General features: G+C 67.5%; 8 protein-coding genes. 2 read left to right on the forward strand and 6 right to left on the reverse strand.

The features are described 5' to 3' along the window. Nucleotides 1-24 precede the first annotated feature (24 nt). The 3 genes from dctA to C3Y92_RS04825 all read right to left on the reverse strand — a co-directional run bounded on the left by dctA (nucleotide 25) and on the right by C3Y92_RS04825 (nucleotide 4,967). Nucleotides 25-1,386, reverse strand: coding sequence for a C4-dicarboxylate transporter DctA (gene dctA / locus C3Y92_RS04815; RefSeq protein ID WP_129349993.1), 1,362 nt, complete (start codon nucleotides 1,384-1,386; stop codon nucleotides 25-27). Nucleotides 1,387-1,724: 338 nt separating this feature from the next. After that, nucleotides 1,725-4,499 carry a PAS domain S-box protein gene (locus C3Y92_RS04820; RefSeq protein ID WP_129349996.1) on the reverse strand — a complete coding sequence of 925 codons (2,775 nt, stop codon included), beginning with the start codon at nucleotides 4,497-4,499 and terminating at the stop codon, nucleotides 1,725-1,727. 12 nt (nucleotides 4,500-4,511) lie between these two features. Further along, complete coding sequence (locus C3Y92_RS04825; RefSeq protein WP_129349999.1) at nucleotides 4,512-4,967, reverse strand: CreA family protein; 456 nt, start codon at nucleotides 4,965-4,967, stop codon at nucleotides 4,512-4,514. Nucleotides 4,968-5,526: 559 nt separating this feature from the next. On the opposite strand from C3Y92_RS04825, the gene C3Y92_RS04830 reads away from it, so the two are divergent. After that, entirely contained in the window at nucleotides 5,527-6,981 is a 1,455-nt protein-coding gene (locus tag C3Y92_RS04830) for a catalase (protein WP_129350003.1), read from the forward strand. Nucleotides 6,982-7,176: 195 nt separating this feature from the next. Here C3Y92_RS04830 and C3Y92_RS04835 read toward each other — a convergent pair whose 3' ends face one another. From C3Y92_RS04835 to C3Y92_RS04845, 3 genes are all read right to left on the reverse strand, one after another. Next, nucleotides 7,177-9,195, reverse strand: a complete 2,019-nt coding sequence (locus C3Y92_RS04835; RefSeq protein ID WP_129350006.1) for an O-linked N-acetylglucosamine transferase, SPINDLY family protein — start codon at nucleotides 9,193-9,195, stop codon at nucleotides 7,177-7,179. A 154-nt stretch (nucleotides 9,196-9,349) separates the two neighbouring features. After that, on the reverse strand, nucleotides 9,350-17,794 hold the full coding sequence (locus C3Y92_RS21660) for a beta strand repeat-containing protein (RefSeq protein WP_129350008.1): 8,445 nt from the start codon (nucleotides 17,792-17,794) through the stop codon (nucleotides 9,350-9,352). A gap of 222 nt (nucleotides 17,795-18,016) precedes the next feature. Beyond that, nucleotides 18,017-19,093, reverse strand: a complete 1,077-nt coding sequence (locus C3Y92_RS04845; RefSeq protein WP_207214025.1) for a class I SAM-dependent methyltransferase — start codon at nucleotides 19,091-19,093, stop codon at nucleotides 18,017-18,019. A 398-nt stretch (nucleotides 19,094-19,491) separates the two neighbouring features. Here C3Y92_RS04845 and C3Y92_RS04850 point away from each other — a divergent pair, with 398 nt between their 5' ends. After that, entirely contained in the window at nucleotides 19,492-19,743 is a 252-nt protein-coding gene (locus C3Y92_RS04850) for a hypothetical protein (RefSeq protein ID WP_129350011.1), read from the forward strand. The last annotated feature ends 265 nt before the right edge of the window (nucleotides 19,744-20,008 follow it).

Here is a 20,008-nt window from a genome sequence, read left to right on the forward strand (position 1 = left end):
GGGCAATCCTCCGTCGAGTGTTGGCTATTTGGAGTTGGAAGAGGGGAGGGACTCGGCCGATTCTTCGAGGATGAGCATGTCCTCGGGGTCGTCGGCGTATTCGTCGTCGTTGCCGGACAGCACGGCCTGGAGCTTGGCTTCGTTGAGCGCGCCTTCCCACTTGGCCACGACCAGGGTGGCGATGCCGTTGCCGATCAAGTTGGTGATGGCCCGGGCTTCGGACATGAAGCGATCAACGCCCAGAAGCAGGGTCAGCGAGGCCACGGGGATGGTGCCCACGGTCTGCAGGGTGGCGGCCAAGGTGATGAAGCCGCCGCCGGTGACGGCCGCCGCGCCCTTGGAAGTCAAAAGCAGGACGAAGAGCAGGTAGAGCTGGTGGCTGAGGTCCAGGGGCGTGTTGGTGGCCTGGGCCAGGAACACGGCGGCCATGGTCAGGTAGATGCAGGTGCCGTCGAGGTTGAACGAGTAGCCCATGGGCAGGCACAGGCCGACCACGGACTTGTCCGCGCCGGCGTTTTCGAGCTTGGCCATCATGCGGGGCAGGGCCGCCTCGGAGGAGGAGGTGCCGAGCACAAGCAGGATTTCTTCCTTGATGTAGCACAGGTAGCGCCACAGCGAGAAGCCGGCCATTTTGCAGACCAGGGCCAGGACCACGAAGATGAAGATGATGCAGGTCGTGTAGACGCCGAGCATGAGGTAGAGGAGCTTTAAAAGCGCCTCGTGGCCCTGGGAGGAGACCACGTAGGCCATGGCTCCGAACGCGCCAAGTGGCGCGAAATACATGATGTAGTGAACGACCTTGAACAGGCCCCTCCCGAATTCATCAATGATCTTGACGATGTTCTTGGCCTTGTCGCCGATGTTGGCCAAGCCGACGCCGAAGAGAATGGAGAAGAACAGCACCTGCAGGATCTCGCCCTTGGCAAAGGCGTCCACCACGGAGGTGGGCACGATGTTCATGAGGAAGTCCACGGTGGACATCTTCTTGGCCTTGCCGGCGAAGTCCTCGACCTTGGCGATTTCCTTCTGGTTGGCCTGCATCTTGGCGGCATAGTCGTCCATGCCGGCCCCGGGCTTGTAGAGGTTGACCACGACCAGGCCGATGGCCAGGGCGAAAAGGGTCATGCTCCAGAAATAGAGCATGCATTTGATGCCCACGCGGCCGACTTTCCCCATGTCGCCCATCTTGGCAATGCCGGTGACGACGGTGCAGAAGATGATGGGCGCGATGATCATCTTGACCATTCGGATAAAGGCCGTGCCAAACGGTTGCATGGACTCGGCGAATCCCTTGGTGGCCGGAACGAGGCCCAGGACGATGCCGACGACGATGCCCATGATGACCCAGAAATACAGAGACTTGTAAATCGCTTTGTGGCCGCTCATGCCCACGCTCCTTGCGGGAAGCTCGTCCGCAGATCAGTGCGTCCCGCGTTTGGCCGGTTAGGCCGTGAAGTGCGCCAAGGACGGAGTAAGGCGTTTCCGTCCTGCCTTGGCCGACAGACCCTGTCAGGCGCTTTCGCGCCAAAGACGTTTGCGCCATTATAGGCAAAGAGTGTGCCAATAGTTCGGAAACGAAGAACATGCCTTATGTACCTATTTTGTTTGTTTTTTATATGAGAAAAGGTGGAAAGGGATGCAGCGATGTGTGGCGCGCACATGTGGCATGTGCGCCACACGTGTGGCGCAATGTGTGACATATGCCACACATTGCCGGCCCCGGTTCAGCCGACGCCCAGCCGGGCCATGTTCCGGTAGAGCGTGCGTCGGTCCACGCCGAGCAGTCGCGCCGCCTGGGCGCGATTGCCCGCCGCCTGGCGCAGGGCCCCGTCGATGGCCTGGCGGGTGAGCCCTCCCCGCCAGGGCCGGCCGAGGGACTCTACGGCTGCCGGCGGCCCGGGCGCAAGCAGCTCGCGCGGCAGATGGACGGCCATGATCTCGCCCTCCGGGCAAACCACGCAGGCGTGCTCCATGGCGTACTTGAGTTCGCGCACGTTGCCCGGCCAGGCATAGTCCATGAGGATGCCCATGACCTCCTCGGAAAGCCGGGTGATGGTCTTGCCGAAGTTGGCCGCGAAGTGGCGCAGGAAGTGTTCCGAGAGGAGCGGAATGTCCTCGGCCCGGTCCCGCAAGGGCGGCAGATGCACCTGCACCACCTTGAGGCGGTAATACAGATCGGCCCGAAACAGCCCGGCCCGGATGCGCTCGGGCAGGTCCACGTTGGTGGCGGCGATGACCCGGACGTCGGCCTTGCGCGTCTTGGCCTCGCCCACCCGCTCGAATTCCTTGGTCTCCAGCACCCGCAGAAGCCCCAGCTGCAGACGCGGCGACACGTCGCCGATTTCGTCGAGCAGGATGGTGCCACCCTGGGCCGCCTCGAAGCGGCCGACCTTGTCCCGGATGGCCCCGGTAAAGGCCCCGCGCACATGCCCGAACAGTTCGCTGCCGAGAAGTTCGTCGGACAGGGCCGAGCAGTTGACCCGGATGAAGGGCTTTTTTGCCCTGGGGCCGCCGTAGTGGACGGCCTCGGCCACCAGCTCCTTGCCCGTGCCGGATTCGCCGGTGACCAGCACCGTGGTGTCCACCTCGCCGAGCTGGTCGAGCATGGGGTAGATGTCGCGCATGGGCTTGGACTTGCCGATGATGCCCCGGTGGCTGTGCAGGTCGGTCAGCCGCCGCTCCAGGTCGGCCAGGCGGGTGATGTCGCGGATGATGAGCACCGCGCCGACAAAGGCCCCGGCCTCGCCGGTCAGGGGCATGGAATTGATGACCACCACCCGGCCCGGATTTTGGCCCAGGCACTCCACCCGGTATTCCACGACAGGCTTTTGGGTGGCGAGCGTCTCGCGCAGGGCGGCGAAACAGCCGCGCCGGCAGGCCCCGGCCACCACCTGCTGCCCGCCCGGGCCGGTCTTGATGTCGCCGACAAAACAGACGTCGGTGAGCGCCCGGTTGGTTTTTATGACCCGCATCCGGGTGTCCACCACCACGATGGCGTCGGGAATGGCCCGGAAGATGGCTTCGAGGTTGAGGCGAAGGCTCTCTTTTTCGGCCAAGAGTTCGCGCATCTCCCCCTCGGCCCGCACCCGCTCGGTGACGTCCTGGACCATGGGCATGAGGTAGAGCGGCCGTCCGGCCACGTCGCGAATCAGCCGCACCGACAGATGGACCCAGACGATCTCGCCGTCCAGGCGCACGTAGCGCTTGTCGATCTCGTAGCGGTCGAACTCCCCGGCCATGAGCCGTTCGGCGAAACGCACGGTCTCGGCCACGTCGTCGGGATGGGTGACGGCCAGCATGGATTTGCCCTGCAGTTCCGAGGCGGCGTAGCCGGTGATGCGGCACAGGGCGTCGTTGACGCGAAGGAACCGGTAGTCCAGCGACAGGATGGAGGCCCCGATGGGCGACTGGTCAAAGGTGCGGCGAAATTTCTCCTCGCTTTCGCGCAGCACGCCCTCGGCCTGCTTGCGGTCGGCCACGTCGCGCACGATCCAGACGCTGTGGTGGGGGCCGTCCTTGTGGGGAAAACCGCTGGCCGAGACTTCCAGGGGCACGGTCTGGCCGTTGGGCCCAAGACCTGTCAACTCGCCGCGAAACCGCCCGGCCTCGGCCAGGGCGGCCAGGGCGGCCTCGCGCCGGCCGCCGTCGTCGGCAATGAGCCCGGCGATGCCGGCCCCGGCCAGTTCGGCCTGTTTGCGGCCGAAGATGCGTTCGGATTCCGGGTTGGCCGTGACGATGGCCCCGGAGGCGTCGCAGAGGATGACGCCGTCGATGCTGCCGGTGACGATGGAACGGTAGCGCTCCAGGATGTCGTTATAGGCTTCCTCGGCCCGTTTGCGGGCCGTGATGTCGATGTTGAGGCCTTCGATGTAGCGGGCTTCGCCGGCCTCGTCGCATACGAGCCGGGCTGCCTGGGATATCCATTTGACGGAGCGGTCCTTGCGGTAAAAACGCGTTTCCAGCCCCGTGACCCGGCCGTCCCGGGAGAGATGCTCCAGGAGCCGGTCGCGGTCGGCCGGATCGACGTAGAGTTCGGCCCGCAGATCGGACAGGGTGGTGATCATGTCGGCCGGGCCGTCGTAGCCAAGGATGGCGGCCAGGGCCGGGTTGACGTCGAGGAAACGGCCGCCGGGGGTGGACTGGAAGATGCCTTCCACGGCGTTGGTGAAAAATCCCCGGTACTTGTCGAGGTCGGCCACCAGCGGCGTCACGTCGGCCAGGGAGAAGACGTAGACCGGTTCTCCGGCCAGGCGCAGAGGGCGGCGCGACAGCACGAACCAGCGCAGGCCCTCGTTCGGGGCATTGCGGGAGACCAGCGTTCCCCGGCCGGCCGGCGGCTCGTGGACCGATTCCGACAGGCCGAGCTGGGTCCAGCGCGGGGCCACCGCGCCCGAAAGGTCGAGACCGAGCAGCCGTCTGGCCTCGGCGTCGGCCTCGGCCACGGTCCCGTCGTCGCCGACGATGACCACGCCCACGGCCAAAGGATCGTAAGGCGGCATGGACCGGGGCGGCTAGCGGGGAACGACGGTGGAGATGGAATTTTTCGGCGATCCCGAGACGATGCGGCGGCTCACGGCCAGATAGACCAGGGCCTTGCGCTTGTCGTCATAAAGGCGCGTCACTTCGGTGTCCTTGAACAGCACCGAGGTGCCTTCGGAGAACACCTTCTTTTTCTTGGGGAACTTCTCGGGCAACGTCACCGGGCAGGTCTGCTGGCAGTCCAGGGAGAATTCCGAGGGGTCCTCGGCCAGCCCCACCGCCCCGGACACGCCGCCGGTGCGGGCCTGGCTCATGTAGCAGGTGACGCAGGGCACGTCGGGGTCGTTAAAGGCGCTGACGCAGACCTTGTGGTTGGCCCCAAGGAGCTTCCATTCGGTGGTGACGCAGTCGATGTCCTCGGCCCGGGCCGGCAAGGCGGCTGCCAGGACGAGGAGGGTCAGGCACAGCGGACGGATGGTGCGGAACATGGCGGCCTCCAGAGGTTTGGCCGCCATGATACGCCAAAAACAGCCGGGCCGCCACCGGACCAAGGGGCTGGCCTCCTTGGCGACGATGTTCAACGATGTATGTAACCGTCATTATTTGTTGTCGGAAGGAGGGCACGGATGCCTGCAATGGGACGGATAAGGTTTGCTTTTGCGCGTCTGGTGGACGGCTGGAACCCCCTCGGGTCGCCATGGTTTTGGATATCGTCCCCCCAAAAAAAGAGAAATACACCTGGACGCGAGCGCGCAATATCCTCTATAAAGAAAGTCTCTCCCCGTTTTTTCGGGTGTCCGTCCTCAGACCGTTTTGTTGCGTGTCGTTTTGCGCCTTTTTTCGGATTTTTGCCCGCTGCGGCCAGAGGTTGCGGTTTCGCCAGGCGGCAGATCCCAAAGACCCGCCGGGCTGTCTGAAGAAATCGATTCCTCCCCTTGACGCAGGCAGTCTTTTATGGAAAATCATTTTCCATAAAGTTGGTCGCCAGCGGAGGGGCCAACACGCAAACGTTCTCCCGCCGTTGTCAGCCAAAAGGAGGCCATTCCCATGACCAAGAAACTGACCACCAACGCCGGAGCCCCGGTCGTCGACAACCAGAACGTCCTGACCGCCGGGCCGCGCGGGCCGCAACTGCTGCAAGACGTCTGGTTCCTGGAAAAGCTCGCCCACTTCGACCGCGAGGTGATTCCCGAGCGGCGCATGCACGCCAAGGGCTCGGGGGCCTTTGGCCACTTTACCGTCACCCACGACATCACCCGCTATACCAAGGCCAGGATCTTTTCGGAAATCGGCAAGAAAACCGAGCTGTTCGTGCGCTTCTCCACGGTGGCCGGCGAACGCGGCGCGGCCGACGCCGAACGCGACATCCGGGGATTCGCCATCAAGTTTTACACCGAGCAGGGCAACTGGGACCTCGTCGGCAACAACACGCCGGTCTTTTTCCTGCGCGATCCGCTCAAATTCCCGGATCTCAACCACGCCGTCAAACGCGACCCGCGCACCAACCTGCGCAGCGCCAAGAACAACTGGGACTTCTGGTCCTCCCTGCCCGAAGCCCTGCATCAGGTGACGGTGGTCATGAGCGACCGGGGCATCCCGGCCAGCTACCGCCACATGCACGGCTTCGGCAGCCACACCTTCAGCTTCATAAGCCCCCAAAACGAGCGCTTCTGGGTGAAGTTCCACTTCAGGACCCAGCAGGGCATCAAAAACCTCACCGACGCCGAGGCCGAAGCCCTGGTCGGCAAGTGCCGCGAAAGCCACCAGCGCGACCTCTACGACAGCATCGAGGCCGGGGACTTCCCGCGCTGGACCATGTTCGTGCAGATCATGCCGGAAAAGGACGCCGAAACCTGCCCCTACCATCCCTTTGATCTGACCAAGGTCTGGTATCACGGCGACTATCCGCTGCTTGAAGTGGGCGTGCTGGAACTCAACCGCAACCCGGAAAACTACTTCGCCGACGTGGAACAGGCGGCCTTTAATCCGGCCAACGTCGTGCCCGGCATCGGGTTCTCGCCCGACAAGATGCTCCAGGGGCGGCTTTTCTCCTACGGCGATGCCCAGCGTTACCGCCTGGGCGTCAACCACCACCTCATCCCGGTCAACGCCGCCCGCTGCCCGGTGTCGAGCTACCACCGCGACGGGGCCATGCGCGTGGACGGCAACCACGGCAGCACCCTGGCCTACGAGCCCAACAGCTACGGCCAGTGGCAGGAACAGCCCGACTTCCGCGAGCCGCCCCTGGCCATTAACGGCGCGGCCGACCACTGGAACTTCCGCGAGGACGACGACGATTACTACACCCAGCCCGGCAAGCTCTTCCGCCTCATGAGCCCGGAGCAGCAGCAGGCGCTGTTTGGCAACACCGGCCGGGCCATGGGCGACGCGCCCAAGGACATCAAGCTGCGCCACATCCGCAACTGCGCCAAGGCCGACCCGGCCTACGGCCAGGGCGTGGCCGAGGCTTTGGGACTGACGGTGGAAGAGGCGATGGGGTAGTTTGGAGAGTATGTTGCTGATATAGGAGGAGAAGAGGCCTCCGGCGGCCGGGGGGCTTAGCCCCCCGGACCCCCAACATGGGAGACGGTCGGCCGGATGGCGGGCGTCGGCCCCCAACTCACCATGCGAAACAGGCGGATTTTGGCGCGAGGCCTTGCTCGCGCCAAAATCCGCCTGTTTCGCATGGTGGGAGAACTACCAGTATGTCGTCTCGTCCCGGCACAGCCGCCGGTCGCGGGGGATGGGGCGCAGGGCGTTTCGGGCGGCCAGTCGGGCGGCCCACCAGCCCTCGTAGTCGGCGATGTTCTGGACCTCGGTCCCTTCGTGGTCAAAAGCGCTGCCCACTTCCAGATAGACGTCGAGGTTGGCCAGGTCCGGGCGGGGCAGACTACCGGCTTCATGGTCGCGCCACATGGCTTCGTAAAGGTCTTCCAGGCCGCGCACCAAGCCCGGCATGTCGAAAAGCACGCAGGAATCCTTGCCGGCGGCCAGCCGCTCCCGCAACGGGGCAAGGCTTGCCCGGTCGTTGCCGTAGGCCACGGCCCGTTCGACATAGTCCTGGGTGGTTTCGCACACCAGTTCCGGCAACCCGGCCGCGCGCACCAGACTGCCGCACACCCGCGAGGCAAAAGACCGGCCGCTGACGGTCAGGACCGGCACCCCCGACCACAGGGCGTCGGAGGCGGTGGTGTGCGCGCCGTAAGGCGTGGTGTCCAGAAACAGGTCGGCCAGGGGATAGCGGGCCAGATGGGCGGCGTTGGCGGTCTTTTTGGCGAAAACCAGCCGCTCCCGGGCGACGCCCTTGGCCGCAGCGTAGTCGGAAAGACGCGTGCTCACGCCCTCCTCGCCGCCAAGCAGCCACAAAACGCTCTCCGGCACGCGGGCCAGGATTTCCAGCCAGCGGTCGAAGGTGGCCCGGTGGATCTTGTGCGCGCCGTTGAAGCAGCAAAAGACCATGGCCTCCTCGGGCAGCCCGGCCTCGGCCCGGCTGGGCTTGTGGTCGGCCACGGTCCGAAAGCGGTTGCTTGGTTGGTAGCAGGGCAGGCGCAGCACCTTTTCCGAGAAATAGCCCTCATGCCCGGGCGGCACGATCCAGTCGTCGGCGATGAGGTAGTGGTGGTAGGGGCTGCCCATGGTGCCGGGATAGCCCAGCCAGTTGACGATGACCGGGGCCGGGCGCAAGGCCACGAGCTTTAAACGCGCGTCGCGGGTGTAGCCATTTAAATCGACAAGGATCTGGAGGCCGTCGTCGGCCATGAGCTTGGCCGCCGCCGCGTCGTCCAGGTGGCTGATGACCCGGAAATGGTCGCTTGCGGCCTGGAAATGGGCATGCATGGCGTCGGGGGAGTCCACGCCGCAGTAGTAGCTGAAGACTTCGACCCGGGAGCGGTCATGAAGCCCCGGCACCTCGGTCATGAGGTAGCCCACGGCGTGCTCGCGCAGGTCCGAGGACAGGTAGCCCACCCGCAGCGGGCCCTCGCCCTCCCGGACCGCTCCGGGCCAGGCCGTCATGGTTCCGGCCGGCGAACCCACGTCGATCTGGTTGTAGTGGGCGGCCAGGGCCAGTTGCCACAGCGGGTCGTCGGTGAAGGCCCCGGCCGACAGCGGCGACATGCCGCGCACCAGCACCCCGGCGTCGAAGCGCTCGCCCGGCTCAAGGATAGGCCATTTGCACTGGCGCTGGCGCAGGGCCACCAGATGCTGCACCACCTCGGACTGGTTACGGTCGAGTTCCAGGCTTTCGCGCAGCATGGTCTCGGCCGGATCGTCCTGGCTGACGGCTTCCAGGGCCCGGGCGCTCTGGTTAAGGGTCGTGACTTTGTGGGACACGGCCGAGGGGTTGACCGCGGCCATGCGGGCTAACGCCGCCGACCATTGGACGATGGCCAGCCCGATCTTGCCCTGGCGTTCCAGCACCCGGCCGAGGTTGATGTAGGCCGGCATGAAGTCGGGGCTTAAGCCAATGGCCTGTTCCAGGGCCTGCTGGGCTTCGACGATCTTGCCGCTGTCGGTGAGCGCCACGGAATAGTTGAATAAAACAGCGTAGAGCAGCGGGTCCTGAGGATGGCTGGCGACCCAGGCGGCGTAGGCCGCCTCCACCGAGGCGAGCTGGCCGCTTTGCTTGAAGGTTTCCGTGGTGCGGATGAGGTCCGGGACGGAAAGTCCCGCCACCATGGACTGGATCAGGGCCGGAGACAGCACGTCTTTGAGCATGGCGGGTGGTCAATCCTTGCATGTTTGCGGCGTGGACGCGCTTTCGCGCCCCGGGTTACGGAGCACAGCCGTTTTCCGGGGTGAAATTGCGTCCATTGCCTGTCACGGCCGCCGCCTGGAAAAATGCCTCGGCGTCAAGGCCTGCCCTGCTGCCTTAGGCCAGGGCGCTTTGTATGGCGGCCAGCTGTTCCGATGTCATACCGGCCAGCTGGGTCGTTGTAAACGCATCGATTTGGGTGGCGTTTAAGGCTTCCAGTTCGGTGGTCGTCAACTGGGCGATGGTGGTGGCGGACAGCCTGGACACCGTGGTGGTGGTCAGACCCGCCAGCTGGTTGGCCGAAAGCGCACCGATCTGGGTGGCGTCCATGGTTCCGAGCTGGGTGGCGGTGAGCGCCCCGACCTGGGTCGAGGAGAGCGACGCCAGCTGGGCGGCGGTCAGGCTGGTCAGCTGCGTGCCGGCCAGGTTGCCCATCTGGGTGGCGCTAAGCGACGCCAGCTGGCTGGTGGACAGGGCCTTCACCTGCTCGCTGCCCAGGGCCCGCAGCTGCATCCGCTCCAGTCCGTCGATTTGGGTCACGGTCAGATCGGCGATCTGGTCCGCGGACAGCGAGGCGATGGCCGTGGGAGTCAGCGCCCCGATCTGGCTGGAGGTCAGGCCGGCGAATTGGGTTTCGGTCATGCCGTCGAGCTGGGTCGGGGTGAGGCCGGCCACGCCCAGGGTGGACAGGGCGCTGATCTGGTGCGCGCTCAACGCGGCGAACTGGGTTGTGGTCAGGGCGGCGGTCTGGGCGGCGGTCAGTCCGCTTAAGGTCGTGGTCGACAGCAGCTTCACCTGATCGGTGGTGAGGCTTCCGATCTGGGCGGCGGTCAGTCCCGAGACGCCGGTGGCCGAGAGGCTGCTGAACTGGGTGGTGGTCAGGGCGGCCAGTTCGGTGGTGGTCAGCCCGGCCACGGCCGTGGGCGTCAGCGCAGCGATCTGGGTGGCGGTCATGGCCGCCAGCTGGGTCAGGGTCAGGCCGGCGACCTGGCTCGCGGTCAGGCCGGACACGGCCGAGGTGGACAGCTGGGCCACCTGGGCGGCGGTGAGCCCGGCGATCTGGGCGGCGGTCAGGGCGGCGGCCTGGCGCGAGGTCATGCCGCCGAGTTCGGTCTTGGACAGGGCAGCGATCTGGCTTGTGCCCAGGCTGGCGATTTGGGTCGTGGTCAGGGCGGCCATGCCCGTGGCCGAAAGGCTGGCGATCTGGGCGGTTGTCAGGGCGGCCAGGGTCGTGGTGGACAGGCCGGCCAGGGCGGTGGTGGACAGGGCGTCCATCTGGCCGGCGGACAGCGCCGCCAGCTGCTCGCCGGAGAGGCTTTCAATCTGGGCGGCGGTCAGGCCGGCCACGCCGGCGTCGGCCAGGGCGGCGATCTGGGTGGTGCGAAGCGCCCCGATCTGGGTGGTGGACAGCGCGCCCACGCCCGTGGCGGTCAGGCCGGCCACCTGGGCAGCGGTCAGGTTGCGCAACTGGCTGGTGGTGAGTCCGGCCATTTGCGTTGTGGTCAGGGCGGCCATCTGGGTGGCGGCCAGGGCGGCCATCTGCTTGGTGGACAGGGCGGCCAGGGCGGTGGCGGTCAGGCCCGGGACGGCCGTGGTCGAAAGCTTGGCGATTTGGGTGGTGGTCAGGGCGGCCAGCTGGGTTTCGCCCATGGCGGCCAGCTGGGTGGAGGTCAGCCCGGCCACTTGCGTCGTGGTCAGGGCGGCGGTCTGGGCGGCGGACAGGGCGGCCAGCTGGGTGGCGGCCAGGCTGCCGATCTGGCTGGCGGTCAGGGCGGCCAGCTGGGTGGCGGCAAGCGCCTGGACGCGGCTGGTGGGCAGGGCGGCCAGTTGGGTGGCGCTCAGCCCGGCCATTTGCGTGGCGGTCAGGGCGGCGAACTGGCTGGTGGACAGGGCCGCGAACTGGGTTGGCGTCAGCCCGGCCACGGCCGTGGCGGACAGGGCCTTGGCCTGGGTGGTGGTCAGGGCGGCCATCTGGGTGGCGGACAGGGCCGCGACCTGGCTGGAGGTCAGGCCGCCGATTTCCGTGGCGGTCAGCGCGCCGAGCTGGGTGGCGTCGAGGCTACTGATCTGGGTGGTGGTCAGCCCGGCCATCTGGGTGGGGGTCAGGGCGGCCAGTTGCCGGGTGCTCAGGGCGTCGAGCTGGGTCTCGCTTAAGCTTGCCAGGGCGGTGGTCCCAAGCCCGGCCATCTGGGTCACGGTCAGGCTGCCGAGCTGGGTGGCGTTGAGGGCGGCCATGAAGGTGGCGGTGAGCTTGCCAAGCTGGGTGGTGCTCAGGGCCGTCAGCTGGGTATCGGCCAGGGCGGCGATCTGGGTCGCGGTCATGGCTTCGAAGGCGTTGGCCGAAATGCCCCGGATCTGGGTCTGGGTCAGGGCGGCGATCTGGCTTACGACCAGTCCGCTCATCTGTGTTTCGGACAGCGCGCCGATCTGGACGGCGGTGAGCTGGCGCAGCTGGGTGGTGGTCAGGGCGGCCAGCTGGCCGGCGGTCAGCCCGGACACGGCGTCGGTGGACAGCGCGGCGGTCTGGGTGCCCGACAGGGCGGCAATCTGGCTGGTGGACAGGGCCGCGACCTGGGTTTCGGTCAATCCGGCGATTTCCGTGACCGTCAAAAGCCCCATCTGGGTCGTGGTCAGGGAGGAAAGCTGGCTGGCGGTCAGGGCCGCGAACTGGGTGGCGGTGAGCGCGGTCATCTGACGGGTGGTCAGGGCGGCCAGCTGGGACTCGGTCAGGCCGGCCACGGCGCTGGTGGACAGGCTGGCCATCTGGGCCGTGCCCAGGGCGGCCAGCTGGGTGGTGGAAAGCTGGGCGATCTCGGTGGAGGTGAGCGCCTGGATCTGGCTGGTGGCCAGGCTGGAAATCTGGGTGGCGGTAAGCGAGCCGAGCTGGGTGGCGGTCAGGGCGGCCATGCCCGTGGCGCTGATGGCCCGCAGCTGGGTGGTGGTCAGCGCCGCCAGCTGGGCGGTGGTCAGGGCGGCGACCTGCTCGGCGTCAAGGCCGGCGATCTGGTCTGCGGTCAGGGCGGCCAGCTGGCTGGCGGACAGGGCCGCGATCTTGGTCGGCGTGAAGCCGTCAATGCCGGCCACGGTCAGGGCGGCCAACTGGCTGGCGGACATGGCGGCCAGTTGGGTGAAGCTGAGCGAGGCGACCTGGGTGTCGCTCATGCCGCTGAGCTGGGTGGCGGTCAGGGCGGCCAACTGGCTGGTGGACAGGGCCGCGGTCTGGGTTTCGGTCAGCGCGCCGATCTGGGTGGAGGTCAGGGCGGCGGACTGGGTGGCGGCCAGGGCAGCCAGCTCCGTGGTGGTCAGGGCGGCCACGGCCGTGACGGACAGGGCCGCGATCTGGGTCGTGCCGAGGGCGGCCAGCTGGGTGAGGCTCAGCGCCGCGATCTGGCTGCCGGTCAGGGCGGCCATGTCGGCGGTGTCCAGGGCGGCAATCTGATTGGCTGTCAGGCTGGCCAGGCTGGTGGTGGACAGCGCCGCCACCGCCGTGCCGGTCATGGCCGCGACCTGGGTCGGGGTCAGGCCGGCCAGCTGTCCGGGAGTCAGGGCGGCGGCCTGGGTTTCGGTGATGCCGCGCAGTTGGGTGGCGGTCAGCCGTCCCCACTGGGTGGTGGTGAGCGCGCCGAGCTGGGTGGTGGTGAGCGCGCCGATCTGGGTGGCGGTCAGGGCCGCGAGTTGGGTGTTGGACAGGGCGGCCAGGGCGGTGGCGGACAGGCCGGCCAGGGCCGTGGCCGACAGGGCCGCGATCTGGGTGGCGGTCAAGGCCGCGATCTGGCTTTCCGGCATGGCGGCCAGCTGGGTGGAGGTCAGGTTGCCGACGCCGGTGGCGGTCAGGGCGGCCAACTGGGTGGCGGACAGGGCGGCCAGCTGGTCGGCGCTGAAGTCGCTGATCTGGGTGGCCGACAGCCCCCGCAACTGGGTGGTGGTGAGGCTGCCCATCTGGGTGGTGGTCATGGCCGCGATCTGGCTGTCGCTTAAAGCCGAAAGTTCCGTGGCGGTCAGGGCCGCGATCTGGCTCGGTGCCAGAGCCGCCACCTGGGTGGTGGTCAGTCCGGCCACGGCCGTGGCGGAGAGGGCGGCGATCTGGCTGGTGGACAGTCCGGCCAGCTGGCTGGTGGTCATGGACCCGATCTGCACGCCGTCAAGTCCGGCCAGGGCGGCGGGGGTCAGTCCGGCCAGCTGGGTGGCGGTCAGGGCGGCCATCTGCCCGGTGGTCAGCCCGGCGACCTGGGTGGCGGTCATGGCCGCCAGCTGGGCGGCGCTCATGGCCGCGAACTGGCTGGTGGTCAGGCCGGCCACGGCCGTGGCGGTCAGGGCCGTGATCTGGCTGGCGGACAAGGCGGAAAGCTGGGTGGCGCTGAGTTGGCCAAGGCCGGTGGAGGTCAGGCCGGCCAGGGCCGTGGTGGTCATGGCGGCCAGTTGCGTGGTGGTGAGGGCGGCCAGTTGGGACTGGTTCATGGCGCCGACCACGGTTGCGGACAGCCCCTTGACCTGGGTGGTGGTGAGCACGCCGATCTGCTCGGCGGTCATGCCGGCCAGGGCCGTGGCGGTCAGGGCCGCGAACTGGGCGGCGGTCAGGGCGGCCAGTTGGGTCGCGCCCAGTTCGGCCATGTCGTCGGCGCCAAGGCCGGCGATCTGGGCGGCCGTCAGGCTGGCCAGCTGGGTCCGGGACAGGGCGGCCATCTGGGCGGCGGACAGGGCGCTCACGTCGGCGGCCGGCAGGGCGCGCAACTGGGTGGTGGTCAGGGCGGCCACCTGGGTGGCGGTCAGGGCGGCGGCCGTGGTGGAGCTCATGGACGCCAGCTGGGTGGTGGTGAGGCCCTTGATCTGGGTCGCGGACAGGGCGGCCACCTGGGTGGCGTCCAGGGCGGTCAGGGCCGTGGTGGACAGGGCCGCGACCTGAGCGGCGGACAGGGCGGCCAGCTGGGTCACACTCAAGGCCCGCACGGCGGTTTCCGTGAGTCCGGCCACGGCCGAGACGGACAGGCCGGCGATCTGGGCCGGGGTCATGACGGCGGTCTGGGTGCCGTCGAGGCCCGAACCGGACGTCTTGGTCAGGCTCTTGAGCTGGGCGGCGGACAGGGCGGTCAACTGCTCGGCGGTCAGGCTGCCGATGGCATCGTGGCTCAGGGCGGCCAGTTGCGAGGTGGTCATGGCGGCCAGGTCGCTGGCGGTCAGTTCGGCCATGTCGGTGGTGGTCAGGCCGGCGATTTGCGTGGCGGCCAGGCTGGCCAGCTGGGTGTCGGACAGGGCGGCCATCTGTTCGGCGGACAGGGCCGACAGGGCGGTGGAGGACAACCGGCGCAGCTGGGCGGTGCTCAGGGCGGCGAGCTGGGCCGGAGTCAGGCCGGCGGCCGTGGCGGGGTCGAGGCCGGCCAGCTGGGCGGCGGTCAGGCCCGAAAGCTGGGTGGTGGTCAGGCCGGCGATCTGGGTCGAGGACAGCCCGGCCAGGGAGGTGGTGGTGAGCGACGCGATTTGGGTCGGGGTCAGGGCGGCCAGCTGGGTTTCGGACAGCGCGGCCAGGCTCGTGGCGGTCAGGGCGGCCAGGGCGGCGGCGCTTAAGGCGGCGACCTGGGCGGCGGTCATGGCGGAAAGCTGCGTGGTGGACAGGGCGGCGGCCTGGGTGGCGGTCAGTCCCTTGGCCTGGCTGGCGGAAAACCCGGCCAGCTGGGTTTCGCTCAAGCCGCCAAGGGCGGTGGTGGTCAGGCCGGAGAGCTGGGTGGCGGTCAGGCCGGCGATCTGGGTGGCGGTCAGCTCGGCGACGTCGGTCTCGCTCAGGCCGGCCAGTTGGCCCGAGGACAGGGCGGCCAGCTGGGTGGCGGAAAACGCGGCCATTTGCTCGGCGCTCAGCGCCGAGAGGGCCGTGGCGGACAAGCCGCGCATCTGGGTGGTGGTGAGGCTGGCCAGTTGTTGGCTGGTCAGGCCGGCGGCGGCGTCGGTGGTGATGACCACCATTTGCAGGGCCGAGAAGCGGGCCAGCTGGGTGATGGTGAGGCTGCCGAGCTGGTCGGCGGACAGGGCGTTGACCTGAAGCAGGGTCAGGGCGGAAATCTGGGCGGTCCCCAAACCGGAAAGCTGGGTGGTGGTCAGGTTGGCGATCTGGGTGGTGGTCAGTCCGGCCACGGCGGTGGTGGACAGGGAGCCGAGGAAGGTCGCGTCCAGGGCGGCCAGCTGGGTTTCGTCCAGGGCGGCCACGGCGGCGCTGCTTAAGGACCGGATCTGCGTGGCGGTAAGGCTTTGGAGCTGGCTGGCGTCCAGACCCTTGGCGGCGGTGGCGGTGAGCGCGCCGACCTGGGTGGCGGACAGGGCGGCCAGGGTGGCGGCGGACAGTTCGGCGGCGTCGGCGCTGGTCAGACCCTTGAGCTGCGTGGCGGTCAGCACGGCGATCTGGGTGGCGGTCAGGGCGTCCATCTGGGTGGAGGTCAAGCGGCTTATGGCCGTGGCCGTGAGCGCCTTGATCTGGGTGGTGGTCAGGGCGGCGATCTGCGTGATGGTCAGGGCATCGACGGCGGTCATGGACAGCCCGGCGATTTGCGTGGCGGTGAGGCTGGCCAGTTGGGCGGTGGTCATGGCCGCGAGCTGGCTCTCGGTGACGGCACCGGCCTGGGCGGCGGTCATGGCCGCGATCTGGGTGGTGGCCAGGGCGGCGAACTGGGTCTCGGTGAGGCCGGTGATGGCCGTGATGGAAAGCCCTTTGATTTGGGTGGTGGTGAGCGCCGCGACCTGAGTGGCGGCCAGGGAGGCGAACTGGGTCTCGGTGAGGCCGGCCAGGGCGGCGGCGGTCAGTCCCTTGACCTGGGTGGTGGTCAGGGCGGCCAGCTGCGTTTCGGAAAGCCCGGCCAGGGCGGTGGCGGTCAGCGAGGCCAGCTGGGTGCTGGAGAGGCTGGCCAGCTCGGTGGTGGTCAGTTCGGCCATGTCCGTGGCCGTGAGCGCCTTGATCTGGGTGGCGGTCAGGGCGGCCAGCTGGACGGCTGACAAGGCGGCCATCTGCTCGCCGGAGAGCTGGCTCACGGCGGCGGCGGACAGAGCCCGCACCTGGGTGGTGGACAGGGCAGCCAATTCCTCGGTGGTCAGCCCGGCCGCGGCCGTGGCCGTGAGGCCGGCCATCTGGGTGGCGGTCAGGGCCTTCACCTGGCTTGTGGACAACGAACCGACCTGGTCGGCCGAGAGGTTTTTGACCTGGGTGGCGGTGAGGGCGGAAATCCGGGTGGCGTCGAGGGCGGCCAGTTGGGTGACGGCCAGGCTGGCGATGACCGTCGTAGTGAGCTTGGCCACGGCGGTGGCGGACAGGGCGGCGAATTGTTCGGATGACAGCGCGGCCACCTGGCCGGCGGACAGGGCGGCCGCGCCGGTGGCGTTGAGGGCGGCCAGTTGGGTGGTGGTGAGGCTGGCCAGCTGTTCTTCGGTGAGTCCCTTGATCTGGGTGGCGGTCATGGCGGCCATCTGGGTGGTGGTCAGGGCAGCCAGGCTGGTGGTGGTGAGTTCGGCCATGTCCGTGGCCGAGAGTCCCTTGATCTGGGTGGCGGTCATGGCGGCGAGCTGGGTTTCGGACAGGCTGGCGGCCTGGGTGCCGGACAGGGCGCTGAGCCAGGTGGCGCGAAGGGCCGTAATCTGGGTGGTGGTGAGGCAGGCCAGCTGGCCCTGGTTCAGGGCGGCGATGGCCGTGGTGCTCAGCGAGGAAATCTGGGTTCCGGTCATGGCCCCGATCTGGGTGGCAGTCAGGGCGGCGGTCATGTCGCCGTCAATGGCGGCGATCTGGGCGGTGGTCAGGGCGGCGACCTGGGTGGCGCTCAGGCTGGCCAGCTGGTCGGGGCTCATGGCCGCGACCGTGGCGGTCGAGAGGGCCTTGACCTGGGTAGAATTGAAGGCGGCCAGCTGGTCCGCGGAGAACGAAGCCGCCTGGGTGGCGGTGAAAGCGGCCACGCAGAGGTTGGACAGGGCGGCGATCTGGACGGTTTCAAGGCCGGCGACCTGTTCCTCGGTCAGGCTGCTGATCTGGGTGGCGGTCAGGCCCTTGACCTGGGTGGCGGTCAGAGCGTCGAGGTGGGTTTCATCCAGGCTGCCCACGGCTGTGGCGGAAATGGCCTTGACCTGGGTGGCGGTCAGGGCGCCCAGCTGATCGACGCTCAGTGCGTTGATCTGGGTGGCGGAAAGCGCGGCCATCTGGGTGGCGCTCAGGGCAGACAGCTGGGTGGTGGACAGGGCGGCCAGCTGGGTGGTGGTCAACGAGGCGATCTGGGTGGTGGTCAGCTCGCGAATGTCGGAGGCGGTGAGTCCGGCCAGCTGGGTGGGGGACAGGGCGGCAATTTCGTCCTCCGCGAACACGGCGATCTGGGTCTTGGTCAGGGCGGAGAACTGGGCTGCGCTGAAGTAGACGAGCTGGTCGATGGTCAGCGCCTTGGCCTGGCCCGTGGTCAGGGAGGCCATCTGGACGGTGCTGAGCGCCTCGACCTGGGTTTCCAGGAGATCGGCGAAATCCGTGGCGGCAAGGGAGCGAAGCGCCGTCGTCGTCAGGGCGGCGATGGCTTCGGCCGAATAGGAGGATATGGGGGCTACGCTCACGGCTTGGGACTCCTTGCGAGGGATGAAACAGCTTTCCCGGCCAACGCCGGCCGGGGGGAAATTTTTTCCCGCTCTGCCGGCCCTGGCGTATGCCTCGCAAGAAAAGCGCCAAGAAGACGCTCCTATCGAGCTTTCCGATAATTCAAGACTGATTGGGGAAACGCGTGCCCAGGGCGCGGGAGCATCGCCGTGCGACCGCCGGGGTGGCGGTCGGACGCCGGCTCAGCCCTTGGGGCCGGGTTCGGGATAGCGCAGGGAGCCGACCAGATCGGCCGGGGCGAGTCGGGACCAGTCGAAGTCCGGCACGTCGCGGGTTTTGCGGCACAGGATTTCGCTGTGGCAGTAAAGCCCGGTGACGGGGCGGCCGCGCAGATAGGGATCGGCCAGGGAGGAAAAGCGGCCCACGATAGGATTGGACAGGCCCGCCTCCAGGCACTCGAAGCCCAGGGCCGGGGAGAACAGCGCCCGTAGCGCCATGTCGCTGTACTGGAAAAAATGCCAGGGCCGCTCGTGAGAAGAAAAGGAGAAGTGGGTCTCCAGGGCCAGATGTCCTCCCAGTTTGAGGCATTTGGCCATTTCCACGGCTGCGACCCAGGGCATGGCCAGGTGTTCCAGCACGGCAAAGGAGACGATGAGGTCAAAGGGCTCGTCAAAATAGGCGGAGAGTCGGTGAGCGTCGCCCACCACATCCACGTTTTTGCCGGGGTAATAGTCGAAGCCGACGTAGGTGGCCGTATCGAACCGCTCCCGGCCGCGCGGCCCCCGGCCCTCGGCCGTGACGGCCCGACTGCCCACTTCGAGCACCCGCAGGCCCGGACGGTTGCCCAGGGAAACCACATGGTCCCAGAAGTTGGCATGGGACAGGGCCTCGGCCATGGGGACATCCTGGTGGAGGTAGACATGGTCATGGGCGGCGTCGGACACGGCGTCCATGGGAACCACGGAAAGCCGGGCCAGGACGGTCTCCCGGCTTGGGGAGCAGGCCACGAGGCTCGCCTCGGCAAAATCCGGGACCACGGCGTCGAAGCCCCGGCAAGGCGGCAGGGCGCGGCCCTCCTTGGCCAGCCGTCGGGCCACGTCGGGTCGGGCGTGCCGCAGTTCCAGAGGCGCTTGGCCGTTGTCGGCGCGGAGAACGAGGCGCGGGGCGTCGGCCTCGGGAGCAGGCGCGGCCCAGCCGACGAGGCGCAAGCCGCGCGAGCGGTCGACGACGGCCCGGTGGCGGGGGCAGTCCAGGCCAAAGCCGGCCAGGCCAGGGTCGCTTGCGGCGGCGTGGGCGATGACGATGCCGTGATGTTGCATGGGCGTCTCCGGAAGGCCGTTGCGGTCGTTTCGTGACGGCCGGGCCACGGTAGGCGAGAAGCCCCCTGCAGACAAGACCGCGACGCGGCGGGAAATGGCCCTGGCTCCCGGGCTGTCCCGAAGTTCTGGCCGCCATTGGTCCGGCGACGGCTACGACAGGCGTTGGTCTTGCGTCGGAAAGGATGGCGCAGAAATGGTTTATTATAATATTTATTCCATTTGTAATGATATTTCTCAATGGTTCGGGATGACGACGAGTTATTGTTGCCATGCGTGGATAGTCGTGGGTGTAGAGCTGGTAAAGATAAACGTTTCTCTTGATTTTCATTGCCTGGGTGCTAGTGTGTGCCAAGCTGTTTTGTTTTCGCAGTCGTCTGTCAAACTACGAGGAGGAGCGTATGAAAAAGAGAATTGCTGCCCTGTTGTTTGCCGTCGCGTGCGTGTTCGCCCTGTCCGCCGCTCCGGCCATGGCCGGCACCGCCGCCAATGTGGCCACGAGCTGGCAGGCCTCCACCACTGCGGTGGAAAACTTCAACTTCGGCAATGCGTTCGGCACCAGCGCCACCAAACTGCCCGAACAGACCCAGTTGGCCCTGACGGTTGGCTACTGGGAGACCTTCCTGCTGACGTTCCTGGTTTTCGGCAACTAGCCGTTTTCGGGACGGGGCCTTATGAGGACGAAGGCCCCGTCCCGTTTTGTCCGGCCTAGCCCCTCTCCCGTCCCGCTTGACGTCACCCGCGGGCCGCGCTAAACAGTTTTCAACAACTCGGAGGATTCCCTGCCATGACCGCCAACCGCTTCCCGCTAGCTTTCCCGCATATGTCGGCTTGCGCGGTCGTAGTAGGCGTCGTCGTTACGGCGCCTTAAGCGGGGATACTCACTTTTTTTCGTGAAAACCAAGCCCCCGCCGGCGC

The sequence above is a fragment of the Solidesulfovibrio carbinolicus genome (genome assembly GCF_004135975.1).
In the GTDB taxonomy this organism is placed as follows: domain Bacteria; phylum Desulfobacterota; class Desulfovibrionia; order Desulfovibrionales; family Desulfovibrionaceae; genus Solidesulfovibrio; species Solidesulfovibrio carbinolicus.

What these genes read in the sequence shown, in the direction of transcription:
- C3Y92_RS04835 (WP_129350006.1), bottom strand. Translation starts at nt 9,195, where the DNA reads ATGCTCAAAGACGTGCTGTCTCCGGCCCTGATCCAGTCCATGGTGGCG.
- C3Y92_RS04825 (WP_129349999.1), bottom strand. Translation starts at nt 4,967, where the DNA reads ATGTTCCGCACCATCCGTCCGCTGTGCCTGACCCTCCTCGTCCTGGCA.
- C3Y92_RS04820 (WP_129349996.1), bottom strand. Translation starts at nt 4,499, where the DNA reads ATGCCGCCTTACGATCCTTTGGCCGTGGGCGTGGTCATCGTCGGCGAC.
- C3Y92_RS04830 (WP_129350003.1), top strand. Translation starts at nt 5,527, where the DNA reads ATGACCAAGAAACTGACCACCAACGCCGGAGCCCCGGTCGTCGACAAC.
- dctA (WP_129349993.1), bottom strand. Translation starts at nt 1,386, where the DNA reads ATGAGCGGCCACAAAGCGATTTACAAGTCTCTGTATTTCTGGGTCATC.
- C3Y92_RS04850 (WP_129350011.1), top strand. Translation starts at nt 19,492, where the DNA reads ATGAAAAAGAGAATTGCTGCCCTGTTGTTTGCCGTCGCGTGCGTGTTC.
- C3Y92_RS04845 (WP_207214025.1), bottom strand. Translation starts at nt 19,093, where the DNA reads ATGCAACATCACGGCATCGTCATCGCCCACGCCGCCGCAAGCGACCCT.